The organism is Hafnia sp. (genome assembly GCF_036648275.1).
Classification (GTDB): Bacteria; Pseudomonadota; Gammaproteobacteria; order Enterobacterales; family Enterobacteriaceae; genus Hafnia; species Hafnia alvei.
In genome coordinates, this window is record NZ_JAVXIQ010000010.1 from 116418 (window position 1) to 137838 (window position 21421).

At 50.3% G+C, this 21421-nt stretch carries 18 protein-coding genes and 1 tRNA gene; 3 read left to right on the forward strand and 16 right to left on the reverse strand.

What is annotated here, in order from left to right:
• Positions 1 to 113: 113 nt before the first annotated feature.
• Together bsmA and RSC70_RS11540 are read left to right on the forward strand one after the other, a co-directional pair.
• Positions 114 to 422: a biofilm peroxide resistance protein BsmA gene (gene bsmA, locus RSC70_RS11535; RefSeq protein WP_052439942.1), complete on the forward strand. Its 309-nt coding sequence runs from the start codon at positions 114 to 116 to the stop codon at positions 420 to 422.
• Between the two features lie 171 nt (positions 423 to 593).
• Positions 594 to 869: a DUF1471 domain-containing protein gene (locus RSC70_RS11540; RefSeq protein ID WP_040046314.1), complete on the forward strand. Its 276-nt coding sequence runs from the start codon at positions 594 to 596 to the stop codon at positions 867 to 869.
• A gap of 1 nt (position 870) precedes the next feature.
• On the opposite strand, the gene RSC70_RS11545 is transcribed toward RSC70_RS11540, so the two are convergent.
• The 15 genes from RSC70_RS11545 to nnr all read right to left on the reverse strand — a co-directional run bounded on the left by RSC70_RS11545 (position 871) and on the right by nnr (position 19782).
• Positions 871 to 2505 carry an isovaleryl-CoA dehydrogenase gene (locus RSC70_RS11545; protein WP_332542481.1) on the reverse strand — a complete coding sequence of 545 codons (1635 nt, stop codon included), beginning with the start codon at positions 2503 to 2505 and terminating at the stop codon, positions 871 to 873.
• Between the two features lie 154 nt (positions 2506 to 2659).
• Positions 2660 to 3394, reverse strand: a complete 735-nt coding sequence (rlmB, locus tag RSC70_RS11550; protein WP_040046316.1) for a 23S rRNA (guanosine(2251)-2'-O)-methyltransferase RlmB — start codon at positions 3392 to 3394, stop codon at positions 2660 to 2662.
• Between the two features lie 253 nt (positions 3395 to 3647).
• A complete protein-coding gene (rnr, locus tag RSC70_RS11555) occupies positions 3648 to 6200 on the reverse strand; it encodes a ribonuclease R (RefSeq protein WP_043490675.1) in 2553 nt (850 codons plus the stop codon).
• Between the two features lie 41 nt (positions 6201 to 6241).
• Entirely contained in the window at positions 6242 to 6667 is a 426-nt protein-coding gene (gene nsrR / locus RSC70_RS11560; protein ID WP_332542482.1) for a nitric oxide-sensing transcriptional repressor NsrR, read from the reverse strand.
• Between the two features lie 279 nt (positions 6668 to 6946).
• On the reverse strand, positions 6947 to 8245 hold the full coding sequence (locus RSC70_RS11565) for an adenylosuccinate synthase (RefSeq protein WP_040046318.1): 1299 nt from the start codon (positions 8243 to 8245) through the stop codon (positions 6947 to 6949).
• Positions 8246 to 8342: 97 nt separating this feature from the next.
• Positions 8343 to 8543: a DUF2065 domain-containing protein gene (locus RSC70_RS11570; RefSeq protein ID WP_025798767.1), complete on the reverse strand. Its 201-nt coding sequence runs from the start codon at positions 8541 to 8543 to the stop codon at positions 8343 to 8345.
• Between the two features lie 120 nt (positions 8544 to 8663).
• Positions 8664 to 9665 carry a protease modulator HflC gene (hflC, locus tag RSC70_RS11575; protein ID WP_040046320.1) on the reverse strand — a complete coding sequence of 334 codons (1002 nt, stop codon included), beginning with the start codon at positions 9663 to 9665 and terminating at the stop codon, positions 8664 to 8666.
• Complete coding sequence (gene hflK / locus RSC70_RS11580; RefSeq protein WP_040046321.1) at positions 9665 to 10921, reverse strand: FtsH protease activity modulator HflK; 1257 nt, start codon at positions 10919 to 10921, stop codon at positions 9665 to 9667. The genes hflC and hflK overlap by 1 nt, the downstream gene beginning before the upstream one ends.
• Before the next feature lie 70 nt (positions 10922 to 10991).
• Entirely contained in the window at positions 10992 to 12272 is a 1281-nt protein-coding gene (gene hflX / locus RSC70_RS11585; RefSeq protein WP_025798761.1) for a ribosome rescue GTPase HflX, read from the reverse strand.
• Between the two features lie 98 nt (positions 12273 to 12370).
• Positions 12371 to 12676: an RNA chaperone Hfq gene (gene hfq, locus RSC70_RS11590; protein WP_025798759.1), complete on the reverse strand. Its 306-nt coding sequence runs from the start codon at positions 12674 to 12676 to the stop codon at positions 12371 to 12373.
• A gap of 311 nt (positions 12677 to 12987) precedes the next feature.
• Positions 12988 to 13935, reverse strand: coding sequence for a tRNA (adenosine(37)-N6)-dimethylallyltransferase MiaA (gene miaA, locus RSC70_RS11595; RefSeq protein ID WP_304188219.1), 948 nt, complete (start codon positions 13933 to 13935; stop codon positions 12988 to 12990).
• A 23-nt stretch (positions 13936 to 13958) separates the two neighbouring features.
• Positions 13959 to 15878: a DNA mismatch repair endonuclease MutL gene (mutL, locus tag RSC70_RS11600; protein ID WP_332542484.1), complete on the reverse strand. Its 1920-nt coding sequence runs from the start codon at positions 15876 to 15878 to the stop codon at positions 13959 to 13961.
• Between the two features lie 50 nt (positions 15879 to 15928).
• Positions 15929 to 17710, reverse strand: a complete 1782-nt coding sequence (gene amiB / locus RSC70_RS11605; RefSeq protein ID WP_130999354.1) for an N-acetylmuramoyl-L-alanine amidase AmiB — start codon at positions 17708 to 17710, stop codon at positions 15929 to 15931.
• Between the two features lie 3 nt (positions 17711 to 17713).
• The gene (gene tsaE / locus RSC70_RS11610; protein WP_025798750.1) at positions 17714 to 18184 is read right to left on the reverse strand and encodes a tRNA (adenosine(37)-N6)-threonylcarbamoyltransferase complex ATPase subunit type 1 TsaE; all 471 of its coding nucleotides are present in this window, start codon (positions 18182 to 18184) and stop codon (positions 17714 to 17716) included.
• 89 nt (positions 18185 to 18273) lie between these two features.
• Positions 18274 to 19782 carry a bifunctional ADP-dependent NAD(P)H-hydrate dehydratase/NAD(P)H-hydrate epimerase gene (nnr, locus tag RSC70_RS11615; RefSeq protein ID WP_332542486.1) on the reverse strand — a complete coding sequence of 503 codons (1509 nt, stop codon included), beginning with the start codon at positions 19780 to 19782 and terminating at the stop codon, positions 18274 to 18276.
• On the opposite strand from nnr, the gene queG reads away from it, so the two are divergent.
• Positions 19781 to 20926, forward strand: a complete 1146-nt coding sequence (queG, locus tag RSC70_RS11620) for a tRNA epoxyqueuosine(34) reductase QueG (RefSeq protein WP_103008923.1) — start codon at positions 19781 to 19783, stop codon at positions 20924 to 20926. The genes nnr and queG overlap by 2 nt on opposite strands.
• Positions 20927 to 21237: 311 nt before the next feature.
• Here queG and RSC70_RS11625 read toward each other — a convergent pair.
• Positions 21238 to 21313, reverse strand: a tRNA-Gly gene (locus tag RSC70_RS11625).
• Between the last annotated feature and the right edge of the window lie 108 nt (positions 21314 to 21421).

Below are 21421 nucleotides of genomic sequence, written 5' to 3' on the forward strand. Positions count from 1 at the left end.
TCACTTCTGGTTCTATCTTATGGCGCTGTCAGGAATTACGTTCCACCTGCTGGTCAATTCCGCACCGTGCAGGATACAATTGAATAACTTGCCTACCCTTAACAGGCCATCCCATGAAAAATATAAAGCTTTCTTTTGTACTCGTAGTAACGCTGTTTTTGACCGCCTGCGGCGTCATGAACAGCAAGCCAGTGCCACCACCTGCACCGGGAGCACATGCTCAAGAAGTTCGCCGTGACCAAACAAGCGGATTGGATCGTATGAGAACCATCAGCGCACAGGTTTATGGCAGCCCAATGAATGCTCAGGAAGTTATTCAAAAACAAGCTGATGAAGCAGGTGCAACTTACTACTACGTCATTATGGTCGATGAAACTGGCGTACCAGGCCAGTGGTATGCTCAGGCCATTTTATATAAGTAAGTTTGTGGGCTTTATTTAACAAATCCTATACGCCTCAGTAAAAGTCTACGCGCTCTGTCTCATTATCAGGCAAAGCTCGTGGACTTTTTTTTATTATCACGCTGTTATGAATACGTTAATACAACTGAACAATTTTATCTGGACGATGAAATATGCGTAAGGAGTTCACCGATGAACAGATCCCCCGTGCTCACCACGCTGTTGCTTTCAATTGGCTTAATTAGCGCATCCGCTCAATCAGCGGAAAATGTTAATGCCGATCTCACTACCGGGCTTCATCAGGTCGGTATTATTTCAGTGCACGATATTGTGGGAGAACCCCACGACGTAGAACGAATTATTGCGCTCAAGGCCGATGAACAAGGCGCAAGCTACTATCGAATTCTGACCATGGATGAAAACACGCCGCAGCACACATGGCACGTTACCGCGGCGTTGTATAGCTGAGCTAGCTTGCGAACCCCATCGCCCGCTGTAAAAGGATCTCTTGGGTTTTGTTATTGATGATGCTAACCCCATCATAGGCGAAGTAGTGTTGGCACCACGCTTGAGCAATATCAGCCGGAGCAAAACGTAAAAGCTGAGCCGCCGCATTCACATTAAACAGCTCGTTGCCAATGATCCTCGCTTCAGCCTCATTGGGTTTCTGTAAACGTTTCGCTAAAGTCCGCCACGCCTTATCAAATAATGCACTTTGCCCTTTCACGTCAGCTAGCTCTAGATTAAGCATCTCTTCCATATGCGGATTTTTACGCCATACACGCAATACGTCTAAGCACATGATATTGCCAGAGCCTTCCCAGATACTGTTTACTGGAGCCTCACGGTATAAACGCGGCAGCTCGCTCTCTTCGCAATAGCCAATTCCTCCTAACGCTTCCATGGCCTCTGCGACAAAAGGAACGCCCTGCTTACAGATTGAATACTTAACGGCTGGCGTCATTAAGCGACCAAACAATTTCTCACCCTGCACATGCGGCATTTCCCAACTTCGACAAAGACGAAACAGCAGCGATGTTTGTCCTTCAAGTCGCAGCGCCATTTTGGCTAGCACCTGCCGCATCAGCGGCTGCTCTGCGAGCGGTTTGCCAAATGCTTGCCGCTGCAACGCATGATAAAACGCCACGGTAAACGCCCTTCTCATCAACCCATGGCTGCCCAGTGCGCAATCAAAGCGCGTTGAGCTTCCCATCTGTAATATCAGGCGCACCCCCTCGCCCTCATCGCCTAGCAGCCATCCCGTCGCATCCTGAAACTCAACTTCTGCGCTCGCATTTGAACGATTACCCAGTTTCTCTTTCAGCCTTTCGATACGAATCGCGTTGCGTGTGCTATCAGGCAGGATACGAGGAACAAAAAAGCAAGAGAGCCCACCGCTGGCCTGCGCCAAAATCAGGTGCGCATCGCTTTGCGGAACCGAGAAAAACCATTTGTGACCCACCAGCCGATAAGGCTGACCATTCCCACGGCCTTCTAACGGTGTTGCCTGCGTCGTATTAGTAAGCACATCCGAGCCGCCCTGTTTTTCCGTCATTCCCATGCCGATGAGCAGCCCCTTTTTCTGTTCTATGGGCAGCGCGTGCGGATCATAACGGTCAGACAGCAACCCCGTTAGCCATCCACTCATTGTGGTTGGCAACGTTTTTTGCAGTAGCGGAATCGCGCCAAAGGTCATGGTGGTTGGGCAAAGCGTACCGGCCTCAACTTGGCTATGTAGCAGAAAACGAGCGGCTCGTGCCGCGAATGCCCCTGTCGGTGCATCTGTTTGCCAAGGCAAATTATGCACTCGATTTTCAGTTAAGCCCTGCATCAACATGTGCCAAGCAGGATGAAACCGTACATCATCAATACGCCGCCCAGCCGCATCGTAGCGCAGCAGCTCAGGAGGATTGGCGTTTGCCATCCGGCCAAGTTCAAGCGACTCTGCCGAACCTAGCTGTAAGCCGACCGCACTTAGCAGCGCAGAATCCCAGCCTGCTAGCTCTCGTTCAACGGCCTCTTGGAGCGGAATGTCAGAAAGATAGAGATTACTGTTACTCAGAGGGTGCGGTTGATTAAAAACCGTATGTGTTTGCCACGTCATATCCAGTGTCCCTTGCGGCCCCGTTAACCGGGTTAAGTCACTAAGTATGATCGTTTAGGCTGATTTTGCTGGAGGGCAGTTCACAAAAGAGAAAGGGCGGCCTAAGCCACCCTTTGTAACGCATGCATGTTCAGTTAGGCGATATCACGCAAACTTATGAACGTTGGCGCACGGCCTCAAACAGGCAAATACCGGTCGCGACGGAAACGTTCAGAGAGGAAACGCTGCCCGCCATCGGAATGCTGATCAGCTCATCGCAATGTTCGCGGGTCAAACGGCGCATACCGTCGCCCTCTGCGCCCATCACCAGCGCCATTGGGCCAGTCATTTTGCTTTGATAAAGATTGTGGTCAGCCTCACCCGCAGTACCGACGATCCATACATTTTGCTCTTGCAGGAAACGCATGGTACGCGCAAGGTTTGTTACGCGGATCAACGGCACCGTTTCAGCTGCGCCACAGGCCACTTTTTTCGCTGTGGCATTCAACTGAGCAGAACGATCGCGCGGAACGATCACGGCATGAACACCAGCCGCATCGGCGCTACGTAAGCAAGCACCAAGGTTGTGCGGATCGGTTACGCCGTCGAGAATCAATAGGAAAGGAGGCTGTTCCAGATTTTCCAGCAGCGCGGGCAAATCATTTTCCTGATACTGACGTCCTTCGCGCACGCGGGCAATAATCCCCTGATGCACTGCGCCTTCAACCTTCTCATCCAACCACTGACGGTTTGCAACTTGAATCACAATGCCCATCTGCTCAAGTTCAGCAATCAGCGGCATCAGACGACGGTCTTCACGACCTTTCATCACGAAGACTTCAAGAAAACGCTGTGGATCGCGCTCAAGCAATGCCTGAACCGCGTGAATACCGTAAATCATTTCGCTCATATTTTTATAACGCTATAACGTCAGCCGCCTGAGTCTTCGCTTTCGCACAGGCCCAGGCGGGAATGAAATCAAAGGCAGCTTATGCTCGCGCTGCCTGTTATTTAAATCAGACTATCGGTTGGTAATGCCATTCCCCTAAGCCTGATATTAGGGGAAGGACACCGATGGGGTCGTAGCGGCGCAAGCCGCCGGAGCGCCCCGCGGTGTACTAGCCCCGGGTATCTCGGGCATCTAAACGATCAACATTTGACTATCACTCGGCGGCTTTTTTACCGGCACGTTTGGCCTTAGTGGCGGCAGCGATTTTCTTGGTCTTCGCCGAAACTTTCTTAGCTTTTGGCTTAACGGTTGTCTGATCGTGATCTTTGGCATTTTTAGCTGGTTTTGCAGGTTTGCCAGATTTATCAATTTTCACTGATTTCTCTTTTTTACCTGCACCGGCTTTGCCTGCTCGCACTGGCTTGCCATTTTTATCTTTACGGAATGCACTATCCGGTTCGAAATTGGCCGGCATCTTACCACCGCGACGCTGTCCACGAGAAGGTGCTTTATCTTCTCTGAGGGTACGCTTCGTGCGTTCTTTCTCGGTTTTGCCTGCGCCACGCGGGGTACGAGTGCTAGAAAGAAGAACAAAATCAATCTTACGCTCGTCCATATGTACCGCGTCTACGCGGATTTCAACTTTGTCGCCTAAGCGATAAGTTTGGCCGGAAGACTCACCAATCAGACGCTGACCCACGTTATCGAAGCGGTAATAATCGTTGTCCAACGCAGAAACATGCACTAAGCCGTCAATAAACAGATCGTCTAAGCGCACGAAGAAACCAAAGCCGGTCACGCTAGAGATAATCCCGGTAAAGGTTTCACCCACGTGATCCTGCATAAAGTCGCATTTCAGCCAGTCTGCAACGTTGCGCGTGGCTTCATCTGCGCGGCGCTCGGTCATGGAGCAATGCTCACCCAGCTGCAACATCTGCTCTTCGTTATAGTGCCAACCGCCGGTTTTCGTCCAACCCGCATGGTCGCCGCCGTGCTCTTTCGCCAGCAGGTACTTGATCGCACGATGCAGGCTCAGGTCAGGGTAACGGCGAATCGGAGACGTAAAGTGTGCATAGGCTGATAACGCCAAACCGAAGTGACCGCGATTTTCTGGATCGTAGACCGCCTGTTTCATGGAGCGCAGCAGCATCGTTTGCAGCATTTCATGGTCAGGACGATCCGCGATTTCATCCATAAGATCGGCGTAATCTTTCGGTTCAGGCTTCATACCGCCGCCCAGCGTTAAACCTAATTCACCCAGCACGCTGCGCAGGGATGTCAGGTGGTCATCGCTTGGACGATCATGAATTCGGTACAGCGCAGGCTCTTCATTCTTCTCAACAAAACGTGCTGCCGCGATGTTGGCCAGAATCATACATTCTTCGATCAACTTGTGCGCATCGTTACGTACCGTTGGCTCAATGCGTTCGATACGGCGCTCAGCGTTGAAGATAAATTTGGCTTCTTCCGTTTCAAATGCAATACCGCCACGCACTTCACGCGCGTGATCCAGTACTTTGTAGAGGCTATGCAGCTCTTCCAAAGGCTTAACCAACGGACGATAGTGCTCACGCAGCTCTTCGTCACCGGCCAAAATATGGGCTACTTTGGTGTATGTTAAACGTGCGTGGGAGCTCATCACCGCTTCGTAGAATTTGAAGGATGTCAGGCGACCCGTTGCAGAAACGGTCATTTCGCACACCATACACAGGCGATCGACCTGTGGGTTCAGCGAACAAAGCCCGTTAGAGAGCACTTCCGGCAGCATAGGAACGACCTGTGATGGGAAGTACACCGAGTTACCACGGCTACGCGCTTCATGATCCAGCGCGGTATTTGGGCGAACGTAGTAACTTACGTCGGCAATCGCCACCCACAAGCGCCAGCCACCACCGCGTTTTTTCTCACAATAGACGGCATCATCAAAGTCACGCGCGTCTTCGCCATCAATGGTAACCAGCGGCAAATCACGCAGATCAACTCGGCCTTTCTTAGCCGCTTCAGGAACTTGCTCGCTTAAATCAGCAACCTGCTTTTCAACCTGCTCAGGCCAAGTATGCGGGATTTCATGCGTACGCAGAGCGATATCCACCGCCATGCTGGTGCCCATGTTATCACCTAATACTTCGACAATTTTCCCCACGGCCTTGGTGCGACGCGTTGGACGTTGAGTGAGCTCAACCACAACCACGTATCCCATACGGGCACCGGCAATAGATTCTGGTGGGATCAAAATATCAAAGCTTAAACGGCTGTCGTCTGGCACCACAAAACCAACGCCTGCGTCGGTAAAGTAGCGGCCCACGATTTGGCTCTGTTTCGGTTCAAGAACACGTACGATGCGCGCTTCACGACGCCCTTTACGATCGGTGCCAACGACTTGCGCCAGCACGACGTCGCCGTGAATACACAGCTTCATCTGTTCTGAAGATAGGTAAAGATCGTCGCGGTCTTTACTCCCTTCAATGCGAATGAAACCGTAGCCATCACGATGGCCAATTACGGTTCCCTTCTTCAAATCGAGACGCTCTGGCAGCGCATAGCACTGGCGTCGGGTGAAGATGAGCTGTCCGTCGCGTTCCATCGCTCTCAGACGGCGTCGCAGAGCTTCTAAATCTTCTTCGCTGGTCAGATTTAGTTCACGCGCGATCTCCTCACGGCTAACGGGCGTGGTGTGCTGCGACAGATGCGTCAGGATAAACTCGCGGCTTGGGATCGGTGAGGCGTACTTCTCTGCTTCGCGTTCCTGGAAAGGATCTTGTGACATTGCGGTTCCTCCGTAGTCATCAGCAATTGCCGCTGAATTGATTATTCAACCAGCAGCAACTTATAAAGCGGTGAGTTTTCTTCAATTAAATCGGCCAGAGTGCATTGATCCAACTCGGCCAGAAAAGCCTGCGTGGCTTTTTGCAGAACTTGCTTCAAGCGGCAGGCTGTCGTGATATGGCAAAACTCGTGAGAGCAGTTAACTAGCGTTAAGGGCTCAAGCTCTCTTACCACATCACCAATACGAATATCTTTCGCTGGCCGTCCCAAGCGAATGCCACCGTTCTTACCTCGAACGGCAGTCACAAAGCCAGCACGGCTCAACTGATTAATAATTTTAACCATGTGGTTACGAGAGACGCCATAGACATCAGTTACCTGCGTGATATTGGTCATCTGATCGGCAGGCAGGGATGCCATGTAAATCAGCGCCCGTAACCCAAAATCAGTAAAACTTGTTAACTGCACGGCTACCTCTAAGTCTAGCTTGGCGTTATCTCGCGATAACTGAGTATAAAAATAGAATATAAAACGAGATATCAATACTGGGAATTCATCCCAAAAATAGATCTATCTATTTGGATAATAAACCAGCCACGGCAAAAGCCACTAGCTATTTAGCAAGAAGAGTACGTTTATCGGGGATATTTGGTGTTTCGGCTCGCGGATTTCAAGCGTGGAGGTAACGCCCTAAAGTAATAAACCGGGCAAAGCCCGGTTCATCAAGAGACAACACAATGCAAACTATTACGCGTCGAACGGGTCGCGCAGGATCATAGTCTCTTCACGGTCAGGGCCAGTAGAAATGATATCAACTGGAACACCTGTCACTTCTTCTACACGCTTGATGTAGTTAAGTGCAGCCTGTGGCAATTTGCTGTGATCTTTAACGCCGAAGGTGGTTTCTTTCCAACCTGGCATAACTTCGTAGATTGGCTCAATGCCTTCCCAGCCTTCTGCGGCCAGCGGAGTGGTGTCAATTTCACGACCATCCGGCATACGATAACCTACACAGATCTTCACTTCGTCTAAGCCATCCAGCACGTCCAGTTTGGTCATGCAGAAGCCAGACAGAGAGTTCAGCTCTACGGCACGGCGAACAGCAACAGCGTCCAACCAGCCGGTACGACGACGACGACCGGTAGTTGCACCGAATTCGTTGCCTTTAGTACACAGGAACTCACCCACTTCATCAAACAGCTCAGTTGGGAATGGACCTGCGCCTACGCGAGTAGAGTAAGCTTTCACAATACCCAGTACGTAGTCTACACAGCGTGGACCCACGCCAGAACCGGTTGCAACGCCACCTGCGGTGGTGTTAGAAGAAGTCACATACGGATAGGTGCCGTGGTCAATATCCAGCAACGTACCCTGTGCGCCTTCAAACATCACAAACTCGCCTTTCTTGTGAGCTTTGTTCAGCAGATCGGCAACGTCAACCACCATTGCAGTGATGATGTCGGCAACGGCCATAACTTCATCCAGCACGGTTTGGTAGTCAACTGCTTCAACTTTGTAGTAATTAACCAGTTGGAAATTATGGTATTCCATAATTTCTTTCAGCTTAACTGCAAAGGTTTCTTTATTGAACAGATCGCCAACGCGCAGACCGCGACGAGCGACTTTATCTTCATACGCAGGACCGATACCACGACCTGTTGTACCGATAGCCTTCGCTCCGCGTGCTTTTTCGCGCGCGTTATCCAATGCCACGTGATATGGCAGGATCAGAGGACAAGCTTCGGAGAGTAACAGACGTTCGCGAACAGGGATGCCACGGGCTTCCAGTTCGGTCATTTCACGCATCAGAGCGTCAGGTGCTAATACCACACCGTTTGCAATAATGCTGGTTACGTTTTCGCGCAGAATTCCTGACGGAATCAAATGAAGAACGGTTTTTTCACCGTTAATGACTAGTGTATGACCTGCATTGTGACCGCCCTGGTAGCGCACAACATACTTGGCCCTTTCGGTTAATAGGTCTACGACCTTGCCCTTACCTTCGTCACCCCATTGGGTGCCTAGTACGACGACATTCTTACCCATTTCACTATCACCACGTTGTTAAAAATGGATTCTACCATCACATTTCGGAGCTTTCAGCACTTTTCAGCACACGATTGCGCAAAAAATCCGAAGATGTTTAGCCCCCCATACGGCTACGCAACATGTAGTAGATAACTAACCCTGCAACCACTAGACCGCCGCCATAACGACGTAAAACTCCGTCAGGTAATTGAGCCATCGTTGCAATCATGCGCCGCCAAACTCGTGGAAAAAGCATTGGTCCGAGTCCTTCGACGATCAAAACCAACCCTAATGCCATCCAAATTGTAGAGTTCATATTTCCCTCAGGCTGTCGACAAAATCAAAAAACAAACAAAAAAAAGGCCCGCGACTAAACGGGCCTTTCTAATCGAGTGTCAAAAACGCGCTTTATTCAGAACGTTTTCTCTAGCAAAGATTATTTAGCAGCTGCATTACCGTTTGGTGATTTCATGTATTTGAAGAAATCACTGTCTGGACGCAGAACCATCACATCTTGGCCATCTTTGAAGCTATTTTCGTAAGCTTTCAGGCTACGAATGAAGGCAAAGAAGTCTGGGTCTTGGCTAAATGCATCAGCAAACAGCTTGGCAGTTACCGCATCACCTTCACCGCGAGTAATACGTCCCTGACGCTCAGCTTCAGCCAGTGTACGCGTTACTTCATAGTCAGCGGTCGCACGCAGCTTCTCGGCTTCTTCCTGACCTTGTGAACGGTGACGACGTGCTACGGCTTCACGTTCTGCACGCATACGCTTGTAGATCGCGTCAGAAACTTCGGCTGGCAGGTTAATTTGCTTGATACGAACGTCAACCACTTCGATACCCAGAGCAGCCATACTGTTCGGGTTTACCGCTGGTTGTTTACCGCTAGTCTCACGCTCAACACGCGCTGCTGCGCTCGCAATGGCATCATCTGCATCGCTTGCGGCGGCATCGTCTACCGTACCGGTGTTCAGTGCATCACGTACGTCTTCCATCAGCTTACCGCGGGAATCCGTTACGATATCTTTGATGTCCAGACGACCGATTTCAGAACGCAGACGGTCACTGAATTTACGTTTCAACAGCACTTCCGCCTGAGAAACATCGCCACCGCCGGTTGCCAGATAGTAACGACTGAAATCGCTGATGCGCCACTTGATATAAGAGTCAACAATCAGGTCTTTTTTCTCTTTGGTAACGAAACGGTCAGCTTGGTTATCCATAGTCTGGATACGTGCATCCAGCATTTTGACAGATTCAATAAACGGTATTTTGAGGTGCAGGCCTGGTGCGTACACCAAAGGCTTGTTCTCATCATCACGCAGAACCTTGCCAAAACGCAGTACGATGCCGCGCTGGCCTTCAGTCACCACAAACAGTGATGCGTACAATACCACCAGGATAACAATGAGAACGAGTAATAGAGACTTACGCATTAGTTATTCTCTCCCTGACGATTGGTATCGTTACGCTGAGCATTCGCTCGGCGCTGGTCCATCACGCTGCTGCTACTTGAATCTGCATTACTGGATGACTTGGTTGCCGCAGGCGTTGGGTCTAAACGAATCAGGCTAGTATCCTGACTGCCAGATTTCGCCGCTGCGTCAGTTTTGCCACCGCGCATCAGCTGATCCAAAGGCAGAACCATCAGGTTATTGCTCTTATCATCAACCAATACTTTACGGGTGCTACCCAATACGCGTTCCATGGTTTCCAGATACATACGTTCACGCGTAATTTGCGGAGACGCTTTGTATTCAGGCAACAGGCGAGCGAAACGGCCGACTTCACCCTGCGCTTCCAGAACGGTACGATCTTTGTAAGCACGCGCATCTTCAAGAATACGTTGTGCCTGACCGTTCGCACGAGGCTGAACTTCGTTGGCATAAGCTTCAGCTTCACGAATGTATTGCTGTTCGTTTTCACGCGCGGCAATCGCATCATCAAATGCAGCTTTAACTTCTTCTGGCGGACGCGCTGTCTGGAAGTTTACGTCCAGCAGGGTGATCCCCATTTTGTAAGGCTTAATGGTTTCTTCCAGCACTTTCTGGGTATCCGTACGAATAATGGTACGGCCTTCGGTGAGGATTTTATCCATTGAGTATTTGCCAATAACCGCACGCAGCGCGCTGTCAGTTGCCTGACGCAGACTGTCATCCGCATTGGTTACGTTGAACAAGTACTCTTCTGGATTGGTTACACGGTACTGCACGTTCATCTCAACGCGTACCACGTTCTCATCCGAAGTCAGCATCACGCCGGACGCTGCCAGTTCACGCACAGATTCCACGTTAACCGGAGTCACTTCATCAACAAAAGTCGGTTTCCAGTTCAAACCTGGCTGTACCAGATGACTGAATTTACCAAAACGTGTCACGACGCCACGTTCGGCTTCTTTAATGGTATAGAAACCACTTGCTGCCCAGATGACAACCACAGCGGCAATAGCAAGGCCAACCACTTTGCCACCCATAGGTGCGCGTGGATTGCCTGAATTGCTAGAACCCGTGCCTTTACCGCCCAGTCCACCCAGCTTTTTGCTCAGTTTACGGAAGATATCATCCAGATCCGGAGGCCCCTGATCGCGGCCACCTTTATTATTGTTGTTTCCGCCGGAGTTGCCGCCATTATTACTGCCGCCTCCCCACGGGTCGCGGTCCTGTCCGTTATTACCGGGCTGATTCCACGCCATGTTTCGCTCCATTCTTCAATGATTGGTGTTCTTCAGACTCATTTGAGTAGGTGATATTAACCAAGTGTTACTAAATAATATACTTTAGTAATTCTTGTTCACGTTTACAAAGTCGATGCCACTCCACAATTGGGAGCCGGATATGTAATCCAATACTGCCATCTTCCTCAATCCACTCTTTCTCTATTGCCTGAAGCTGGTAAAAACGGCTACGTAAACGTCCTGCTTCAGGCGGCAATCGCAACTCGTAGCTTGCAATTTCTCCGCTCAAGCGCTCTGTTAACGCTTGGAACAATAAATCAATTCCCACCCCGGTTTGCGCAGAAACCCAAACCCGAATAGGTAAATTCTCATCGTTCCGATCGATACGCGGTTCGAACTCATCCAGCATATCAATTTTGTTCATCACAAGCAGTACAGGAATTTCATCTGCTTCAATTTCTGCTAATACAGTATTCACTGCATCAATATTCTCATCAACACGAGCATCAGATGCATCAATTATGTGCAATAAAAGTGATGCCTGACGGGTTTCTTGCAGCGTTGCCTTAAACGCAGCCACCAAATCGTGGGGAAGATGGCGAATAAACCCAACCGTATCGGCGAGAACGGTGGTGCCAACATCAACGACGTCAATACGACGTAGCGTCGGATCAAGCGTAGCAAACAGTTGGTCAGCAGCATACACATCTGCTTTGGTTATGTGGTTAAACAGCGTTGATTTTCCGGCGTTGGTGTAACCCACCAGTGACACCGTTGGAACATCCGCACGGCTACGCGCACGGCGACCTTGGTCGCGCTGTTTTTCAACGCGTTCAAGGCGAGACAAAATCAGGCTGATGCGGTCGCGCAGCAAACGACGGTCTGTTTCAAGCTGGGTTTCGCCCGGACCACGTAAGCCGATCCCACCTTTTTGGCGTTCAAGGTGAGTCCAGCCACGCACTAAGCGCGTAGCTAAATGGCGTAGCTGAGCGAGTTCAACCTGCAACTTACCTTCATGGGTACGTGCACGCTGAGCAAAAATGTCGAGGATCAGACCCGTGCGATCAATCACGCGGCACTGGCATAATTTTTCCAGATTGCGTTCTTGGGCTGCGGATAATGCGTGATCAAAAAGAACGACGGAGGCACCGGTTTCTTGAACCGCCTGAGCGATTTCTTCGGCTTTGCCTTCGCCAACAAAATACTTTGGATGCGGGGCCTTGCGGCTGCCGGTAACAACGCGTAATGCTTCTACGCCCGCGGAGGAGACTAAGGACTCAAACTCTCTGAGATCTTCAATATCTCTTTCTTGGGAGAAATAGACGTGAACCAATACGGCCTGCTCGCCGGCTTCGTAACGGTCAAACAAACGTAAAACCTCTCAAGCGGATGGGACCGATGAGAACGGAGAGCATCAATGACAAACGATCATTAACACCCTCCGACTGAGATAACGAACGATGCGGCTTATTCAGCGTCATCGCTGTCCTGAGACGACGGTGAAGACGCCTGATTACTACCGTGGTAGTTGCTGCTGCCGCCAGTTCCCGGATTATTGCTATGATGAGAAACCGGACGAGACGGAACAACGGTAGAAATTGCGTGCTTATAAACCATCTGGCTAACAGTGTTTTTCAACAGAATGACAAACTGATCAAAAGACTCAATCTGGCCTTGCAGCTTAATACCATTCACCAAATAGATTGAAACTGGGACACGTTCACGACGCAGTGCGTTCAGGAACGGGTCTTGTAAAGATTGCCCCTTAGCCATTCTATCTTTTCCTTATTTGCTAGTTGTTTGTTGTATGTTACTAAGAGTCCAACGACTCCAATCAAAATAAACTGCGTAAAAATTTGCGCACTGAGTACTTTACTCAAAATAATCCCAGCAACAGACCGTATGTTCATGAGTCCCCAGAAGCATAGATAATCCTGTTATTCACAGGTCACTATGTGATTACGGCGAACAAACACAGACCCTGCGTCTGCAACGTGAAACATAATGAGTATATGGTGCATGAATCTCCCTGATTCAAGTACCCATCGGCCTAATTACGGCCCAATCACCTCAATTGTACACAATCAATCAAGCGATGCACGAACAACCTGTGCCACACTTTCCAGAGCCTGCAACGGTTCATCACTATCTAACCAATGCACAGACTCCCAACCGCGCAACCAAGTCATCTGACGTTTTGCCAACTGGCGTGTTGCACAAATTCCACGGTAAACCATTTCATCGTAGTCTATTTCGCCCTCCAGATATGACCACATCTGGCGGTAGCCCACGCAGCGCACAGAAGGTAAGTCTGTGTGCAAATCACCACGTTCGAACAAGGCTCGGGCTTCAGCTTCAAAACCCGCGGCCATCATCTGCTCAAAACGCAGGGCAATTCGCTGGTGTAACTGCTCACGCGTTGCAGGTGCAATCGCAAACTGTTGCACATTGTAGGGTAGCGTTTCGCCTGAAATTTTAGTCAGTTCAGTTAAAGTTTTACCCGAAATAAGAAAAACTTCCAGTGCGCGACTCAGTCTCTGTGGATCATTTGGATGAATCCTAGCCGCAGAAACAGGATCAACCTGCTGTAACTGACGATGTAACGCCTCCCAACCCAGCTCTTGTGCCTGTTTTTCTATCTGGGCTCTGACTTCTGGATCCGCAGCGGGCAAAGGCGAAAGCCCTTCCAGCAATGCTTTAAAGTAAAGCATGGTTCCACCCACAAGGAGGGGAATTTTCCCTTCAGAGGTGATCGCTGCCATTTCACGTAATGCATCGGCACGAAAATCTGCCGCAGAATAACTTTCCGCAGGATCACGGATATCGATCAGCCGATGTGGAGCCTGTGCTAGCTCTTCAGCGGTTGGCTTTGCGGTGCCAATATCCATTCCACGGTAGATTAGAGCAGAATCAACGCTAATAAGTTCAACGGGAAAGCGCTGGCGCAACGACATAGCAAGAGCCGTTTTCCCAGACGCTGTCGGCCCCATAATAAAAATGGCAGGAGGAAGAGAATTATTGGCGTTAATCATAAAATATTTTATTCAGCTCTTTATCAATGGGACTGTAACGAAACCAGCGCTGGCGCTAAATCTACGGGGTGCAATAGCGCAGAAGGCGGCGACTTTACCAGCACAGGGCAAAGCCGTTCAACCTCGGCTAACAATTGGATAGCTTGGGAAACACTCCACTGCTCACGCTCGGTCACTAATTGGCTGGCTAACCACTTGCTTATCACCGCCGATTCCGCCTCTGGCGTTGCTGCTAAGAAGGCAAGCAACGCAGGGATAAGCTGCGGTAAGTTCTGATGGCGTAACGGCAGCGGTACGGCCCGTAGCGTGGCTCGCTGGCGTTCCAAAATAAGATCAATGCCCAGATTTTTTAACGTTTCCGCACCGCTTTGCGCACCTTTGATTTCTTCTGCACTGAGCGTGAGCTTGACCGGAATCAACAGCGGCTGCGGACGTAAACCTTCTGCACTTGGTAATAACTGCACCTGACGCAGTTCTATTTCAGCGACGTCTAAATTTAATAAGGCCACGCCGTGCTGGCGTTCTAGCAGCGCGTAATGGCGCTCACAGATCGTCATTACGCGTCCGAAACTATTCTCACCGTGTTGCAACGGCGCTGAAGCAGGCTGCGGGAACATCTCTGTCTTACGGCTATTTTCCGCAGAAAGAGCGTCTTGATGTTGCACCACCTGCGGCTGAGGCATCCGTTTTTCGGGAACCTGCATCAAACGCTGGTATAGCTGCCCTTCCTGTTTTTGATAGCCGTCGCCCGCAGAAAAGTGACGATTTTCACTCGGCGCTCGCTTCTCAGAAGCAGAACCGTGCGAAGTTGATTTTCCGTATGCCGGTGAGGGTTCACGCATCGGGGTTTTACTGAACTGGTTAACGCCTGCCGCAACGCGGTTTTCCGGCTCCCAACGTGGCGCTTCTTCTGTTTCAGCGACCACCTCGGGCAACGAAGGTTGTTCGGCCTGTTGCAGTACTGAAATAACCGCCTGATAGATAAAATCATGCACTAAACGAGCCTGATGAAAACGCACTTCATGCTTGGTTGGATGCACATTGACATCAACCTGGTGCGGATCAACGGTCAAATAGAGAACGTAGGCTGGCTGTTGATCATCTTTCAGCTGATCTTGATAGGCTTGGCGGATAGCATGAGTAATCAATTTGTCGCGCATCATACGGCCATTAACATAGCTGTACTGCATTTCGGTTAGCTGACGCGAACCCACCGGATCGGCAACCCAGCCATGAATGGCTAAATCACCGTGCTCCCATTTTATTTCCAGCGCATGCTGAATAAATGCGGTACCGCAGATCGACCCTAGACGGCGCTCTTTTTGCCCATCGTCTTTGACCGCACGGTATTGGCGCATCATTTTACCGTTGTGATGCAGTTGAATCGTAACGTCAAATCGAGCCAAAGCAATGCGGCGCACCACTTCGTCAATATGGCCAAACTCCGTCTTCTCAGTACGCATGAATTTGCGCCGTGCTGGCGTGTTGTAGAATAAATCCAAGACTTCAACGGTTGTGCCTATCGGATGAGCGGCAGGCTTCACCGTTACCGCCATATCACGCCCTTCAGCGTAGGCTTGCCATGCTTCGCTTTGCTCGGCGGTACGCGACGTCATGGTTAAGCGCGAGACCGAACTGACGCTTGCCAGCGCTTCTCCACGAAATCCGAGGCTCATGATAGCCTCAAGATCGTCAAGTGACGTGATTTTGCTGGTGGCATGCCGCGCTAACGCCAAGGCCAATTCGTCTTTGTTAATCCCACAGCCGTTATCACGAATACGGATCAGCTTGGCACCGCCGCGTTCGATCTCAATATCGATTCGCGTTGCACCTGCATCTAAACTGTTCTCCACCAGCTCTTTAACCACCGATGCAGGGCGTTCCACCACTTCGCCCGCGGCGATTTGGTTGGCAAGCTGCGGAGGTAAAACCTGAATCGGCATATGTTTTCCTTGGTTAGAGAACCTTAAATAACAAAGAGTGAAATCAAAGTTTAAGCCTGTGGGATCACCAGCGTTTGTCCAATCTGGACTTCACCTGATTTCATCTTATTAGCCTGCTGAATTTTGCTCATGCTCACACCATAGCTGGCGGCGATTTTTGTCAACGTATCACCACGTTTTACCGTATGTGTCACTCGCTTGGCTTTAGTGCTTACGGTCTTGCTCGCGGCTGTTTTGCTAGCAGTCGCAGATACCGCAGTAGCCGCTACGCGATTCCCAGCAGGAACCTTCAGCTTTTGCCCAACCCAAACGCCTTCTTTCTTCAGGCTATTTTGCTGCATCAGCTTGGTCATAGTTGTGCCGTAGCGATTGGCTATGCCCAGCAAGGTTTCACCGCGCTTCACAACGTGAATCTGCGTTGCACCAGAACTCACTCTGCTCGCTGAGGAATTGCTCTCACTCACAATACGGCTTGCTGTTGGAGTCTTGCTAGAGCTACCGGCCGACACGAAGCTCTGCGGCCGGTTTTCGACCTTTGGGCCATTTTGCAACGGATGCGAAAGGAAATAGCTCCGCACCCCCTTATAAATAGCCTGCGCGATTTTCTCTTGATAGGCAGCGCTGCCCAGCAAGCGTTCTTCGCCAGCATTACTAATAAAGCCCGTTTCTACCAGCAGAGACGGAATATCCGGCGAGCGTAGAACGCCTAGACTTGCGTGTTCAGGACGACGTTTATGCAGATTACCAATGGACTGCATTTGACGAATCACCTGCACCGCGACGTCATAACCAACGCGCTGTGAATGGCCGAATTGCAGATCGAGAACCGCTTGGCTAAGGTATTTATCGTCGCCGCTATTGGCTAACACATCACCCGCACCACCCAGCAATTCTGACTGTTTCTCGTGTTGCTCCAGCCATCCCGCCATTTCACTGTTAGCACGACGGTTTGATAACACCCATACGGACGAACCTGTCGCACTGCGATTAGGAGCCGCATCCGCGTGAATTGAAATCAGCAGATTGGCCTGTTGCTTACGCGCCACATCAGAACGCCCCATGACAGAAATAAAGTAATCGCCGGTGCGGGTTAACACCGGTTTAAACATCGGGTCATCATCCATTAAATTCTGTAAGCGCTTGGCAATCGCTAACGTTACGTTCTTCTCACGCAGGCCATTGCCGCCAATCGCGCCGGGATCTTGCCCACCGTGTCCGGCATCGATCGCCACCACCACCTGCGAACCATCAGATCGCGAGCTACGGCGCGAAACAGGAACGGCTGGCGTTTCAGTCGTAGTAACCACCGTTGGCTTGGTTGGATTAAAGGGATTTCCACCATTTGATGGCGCAGGGGCTGGTGCTACGCTTCGCGCCGAACCATGAGAAGCCGTACTGCGCGGTTGATTGAACACCGGTTTTGGTGCCGCCACAGGGGCATCATATTTCAGCGTAAAAACGACCATCTGCCCTTGATTAGAGGCACTCACCTTAGCTTTACGCGTCACATCAAAAATCAGTTGAACGTTATTATCGCCCGCAATATTACCCGCTCGGATTTGGCTCAGCATATTCTCGCCGCTGAACGTCATGGGCAGGCCACTGGTAATTTTTTTAGTTTCAGAAATATTAACCAGCACCCGATTTGAACTGGGCTGGGAAGAAAAAGTATAGTTGGGTGCTCCGTTAAAACTCAGCGTCACACGCGCTTCGTTTTTACCGTTTGAAACCTGAATATTGGTCAACTGCGCGGCGCTAATCGCGCCAGAAAATAGCAGCCCTAGCAATCCTAACCACGTTACCGTACAGATTCGCTTCCACATGCGCATCATCGACTACCCTTGTTGCCCGTTCAATCGTGCCAAAATCGACTGGCCATGTGGCGTATGAGCATCAATCGACGCTTCTCGCCCCTCGCCCTGATAAGCCATATGCAGGCTCAGGTCTGGATTTGGTAAAAAGCCTTCGCCCTGCTGCGGCCATTCCACCAAACAGATGGCATTTTCATCAAAATAGTCGCGGATCCCCATAAACTCGAGCTCTTCAGGATCGGCCAAACGATATAAATCAAAGTGATAAACGTTCATTGGCGTTAACGCATAGGGTTCAACCAAGGTATAGGTTGGGCTCTTAACGTTGCCCTTATGGCCTAACGCCTGTAAAAAACCACGGCTAAAGGTGGTTTTACCTGCACCTAAGTCACCATATAAGTAAATAACGGTCGCACTATCACAGGCGTTCGCCAGTGAAGTACCCAAAGCGATGGTTGCCGTTTCATCCGGCAAAGAAAGTACGATGTTTTTCATAATAGTTATTTCTTACTGGTTCTTTATTAAGGTTTTTCTTTAGGATCAGCGTGTTCGATAACAGTTCGCTAGGGCAATATGTCAGACTCTTAAGTCGTCTTAGGGTTCACATAATGGCGAATAACGGCAAAAAGATCTGTCGCTAACATGCCGCGCTCACCAAACTCTTCCGCAATTTCATCGGCAGCCGCACCGTGTACCACGCATCCTGAACAGGCAGCATCATACAGCGGAAGCTTTTGTGCCAGCAAACCGCCGATAATACCAGACAAAACGTCCCCCATCCCGCCGGTTCCCATTCCAGGATTTCCCACGTCCGCGACGGACATCTTTTTTTCACTGGCAATCAACGTGCCGGCACCTTTTAGCACCACCACGCCGCCATATTTTTGCTGAAGTTTTTTTACAGCCTTTATTCTATCTAGTTCAATCTCAGCCACACTGCAATTTAGTAGTCTTGCCGCCTCGCCAGGATGCGGTGTCAAAATGCGGTGCTGATTCACGTTCGGTGACTGTGCTAATAAATTCAGCGCATCGGCGTCCCACAGCATTGGTTTGTCGAAACGTTGAAGCTGCTGCACGGCTTGGCGAGCCCACTCCGTTTGGCCTAAGCCGGGGCCAATCACAATCACGTCAGCCCAATCAAGCGCTGCATCAAGCGAGGCTTTGGTTAATGCCTGCACCATCATCTCAGGGCAAGACGTCAGCAATGGCGCAATATGCTCAATGTGAGTAAGTACTCGCACCAACCCAGCACCGCTACGCAGAGCAGCCTCACCCGCCATGCGAATAGCACCAGCCATACCGTGATCGCCACCGATAAGCAGTAGGCGACCATTATCGCCTTTATGCGAACAAGGCCGCCGAGGATGTAGCCACGTATTCAGCAGGCTGGCATCAAGCCGTGCAATCGGCGCATTCTGTTTTTTGAGCCAGTGAGATAGCCCCAGCTCGTCACAATGTAATGTGCCGACCACATCGCGGGCATATCCGGTGAGCTGCCCAGGTTTGCAGGCAATAAACGTTTGAGTGTGCTGAGCCTGAATAACAGCGCCATCAGCATGGCCAGTATCGGCGTTCAGACCAGAGGGAATATCAAGCGAGAGTATCGGGGCAGGATGCTGATTTGCCGCTTGAATCAATGACGCATACGGCTCACGCGGTGCCGCACGTAAACCAATGCCGAGCAAGCCATCAATAATCAGTTCAATATCACCAGCAAATTCCGTGTTAACGCCCTGAATCTCGCCACCGGTGCGTATCCATGCATCCCGTGCCTGCTGCGCCTCCGACGGTAACGGCCCATTATGCTCAACCGCAACCAACGTGACCTGAATGCCTAATTGCCGTGCTAAATGCGCCACGACATAACCATCACCACCGTTATTGCCATGACCGCACAACACCAACCAGCGACGAGTAGTAGGATAAAATTGCCGCGCACGATGAAAAGCCGCCAGTCCCGCACGTTCCATTAGCTGATACAAAGACAACCCCAACTCAGATACCGCTCGCTGCTCAAGCTCACGGACGTTATCCGCAGGATAAACAGAATATGGTAAACTGGAGTTGAAATGTTTCTGATAATGGCCCGTCATGACACACCCCCTCGATCTCAATCAGTTAGCCCAACATATCAAGCAATGGGGGCAATCGCTAGGATTCCAGCAGGTTGGAATATGTGATACCGACCTATCGGTTGAAGAGCCGCGCCTGCAGGCATGGCTGGATAAGCAGTATCACGGTGAGATGGAGTGGATGGCGCGCCACGGCATGATGCGAGCCAGACCGCACGAATTACATCCCGGCACGCTGCGGGTTATCAGCGTGCGCATGAACTATCTTCCGGCAAACGCGTCTTTCGCTAAAACACTCAAAAATCCACAGCTAGGCTATGTGAGCCGCTACGCCCTTGGGCGGGATTATCACAAACTGCTACGTAATCGACTTAAGCGTTTAGGCGATATGATTCAAGAGTATTGCGTTGGTATAGACGTTAACTCTCGCCCATTCGTGGATTCCGCCCCTATTTTAGAACGTCCTTTAGCGGCTAAAGCCGGAATAGGCTGGGTTGGTAAACACTCACTAATCTTAAATAAAGAGGCCGGTTCCTGGTTCTTCTTAGGTGAGCTATTACTCGATCTCCCACTCCCAGTTGATAAGCCTCAAGAAGAGCAATGTGGCCGCTGCGTGGCCTGCATCACCACGTGCCCAACCGGCGCAATTGTTGAGCCTTATGTCGTGGATGCCCGCCGCTGCATTTCCTATCTCACCATCGAGCTAGAAAGCGCCATACCAGAAGAGTTCCGGCCGCTGATGGGCAACAGAATCTATGGATGTGATGACTGCCAGATGATCTGTCCGTGGAATCGTTTTTCTCAGCTAACAGAAGAAGGTGATTTTAGCCCGCGCCAAAATCTGCACACGCCAGAATTGATCGCGCTGTTTCAGTGGGATGAAAAGACTTTCCTAAAAATCACCGAGGGTTCAGCCATTCGTCGCATTGGACATCTGCGCTGGCTGCGCAATATTAGCGTCGCTTTGGGTAATGCTCCCTACGACGCACAGATTATTCCTCTGCTGCAATCAAGAATGGGATTGTCTGAAGTTTTAGATGAACATATCGAATGGGCGGTTAAGCAGCAGCAAGAAAAACGCAGTGAAAACGCAATAGAAATTCAGACCAGCCAACAGAAACGGCTTATCAGAGCCATTGAAAAAGGCCTGCCACGAGACGCATGACCCACTGGGAATATCATGTTTATCAGCGTTATATTTTGTTGCCCTTCGCCTGTGCATAAAAATAAATTTAGTTTGTGATTCAACAGCAAGACAAAGTGCAAGTGATCCATATGCCATTTTTAACATTAAATTAATTCATTTAAATCAAAAAGTTAATTTAATGGTCTTGTGCTGGTTCTAGGAAGGTATGAGAAAGATATGCTGGCTAGCCTGTGGATAACTCTGTTCATGAAAATCATACTGATTATGACAAATAGAGAAACTGCCCACATGAGGCATCGCTGAATTTAGAAGAATTTTAAGAAGAAAATTGGAGCGGGAAACGAGACTCGAACTCGCGACCCCGACCTTGGCAAGGTCGTGCTCTACCAACTGAGCTATTCCCGCATTTGACGCTTTAGCATCGACACCTTACTACTGGGTCAGTAATAACGGCGTTAGAAATTGGAGCGGGAAACGAGACTCGAACTCGCGACCCCGACCTTGGCAAGGTCG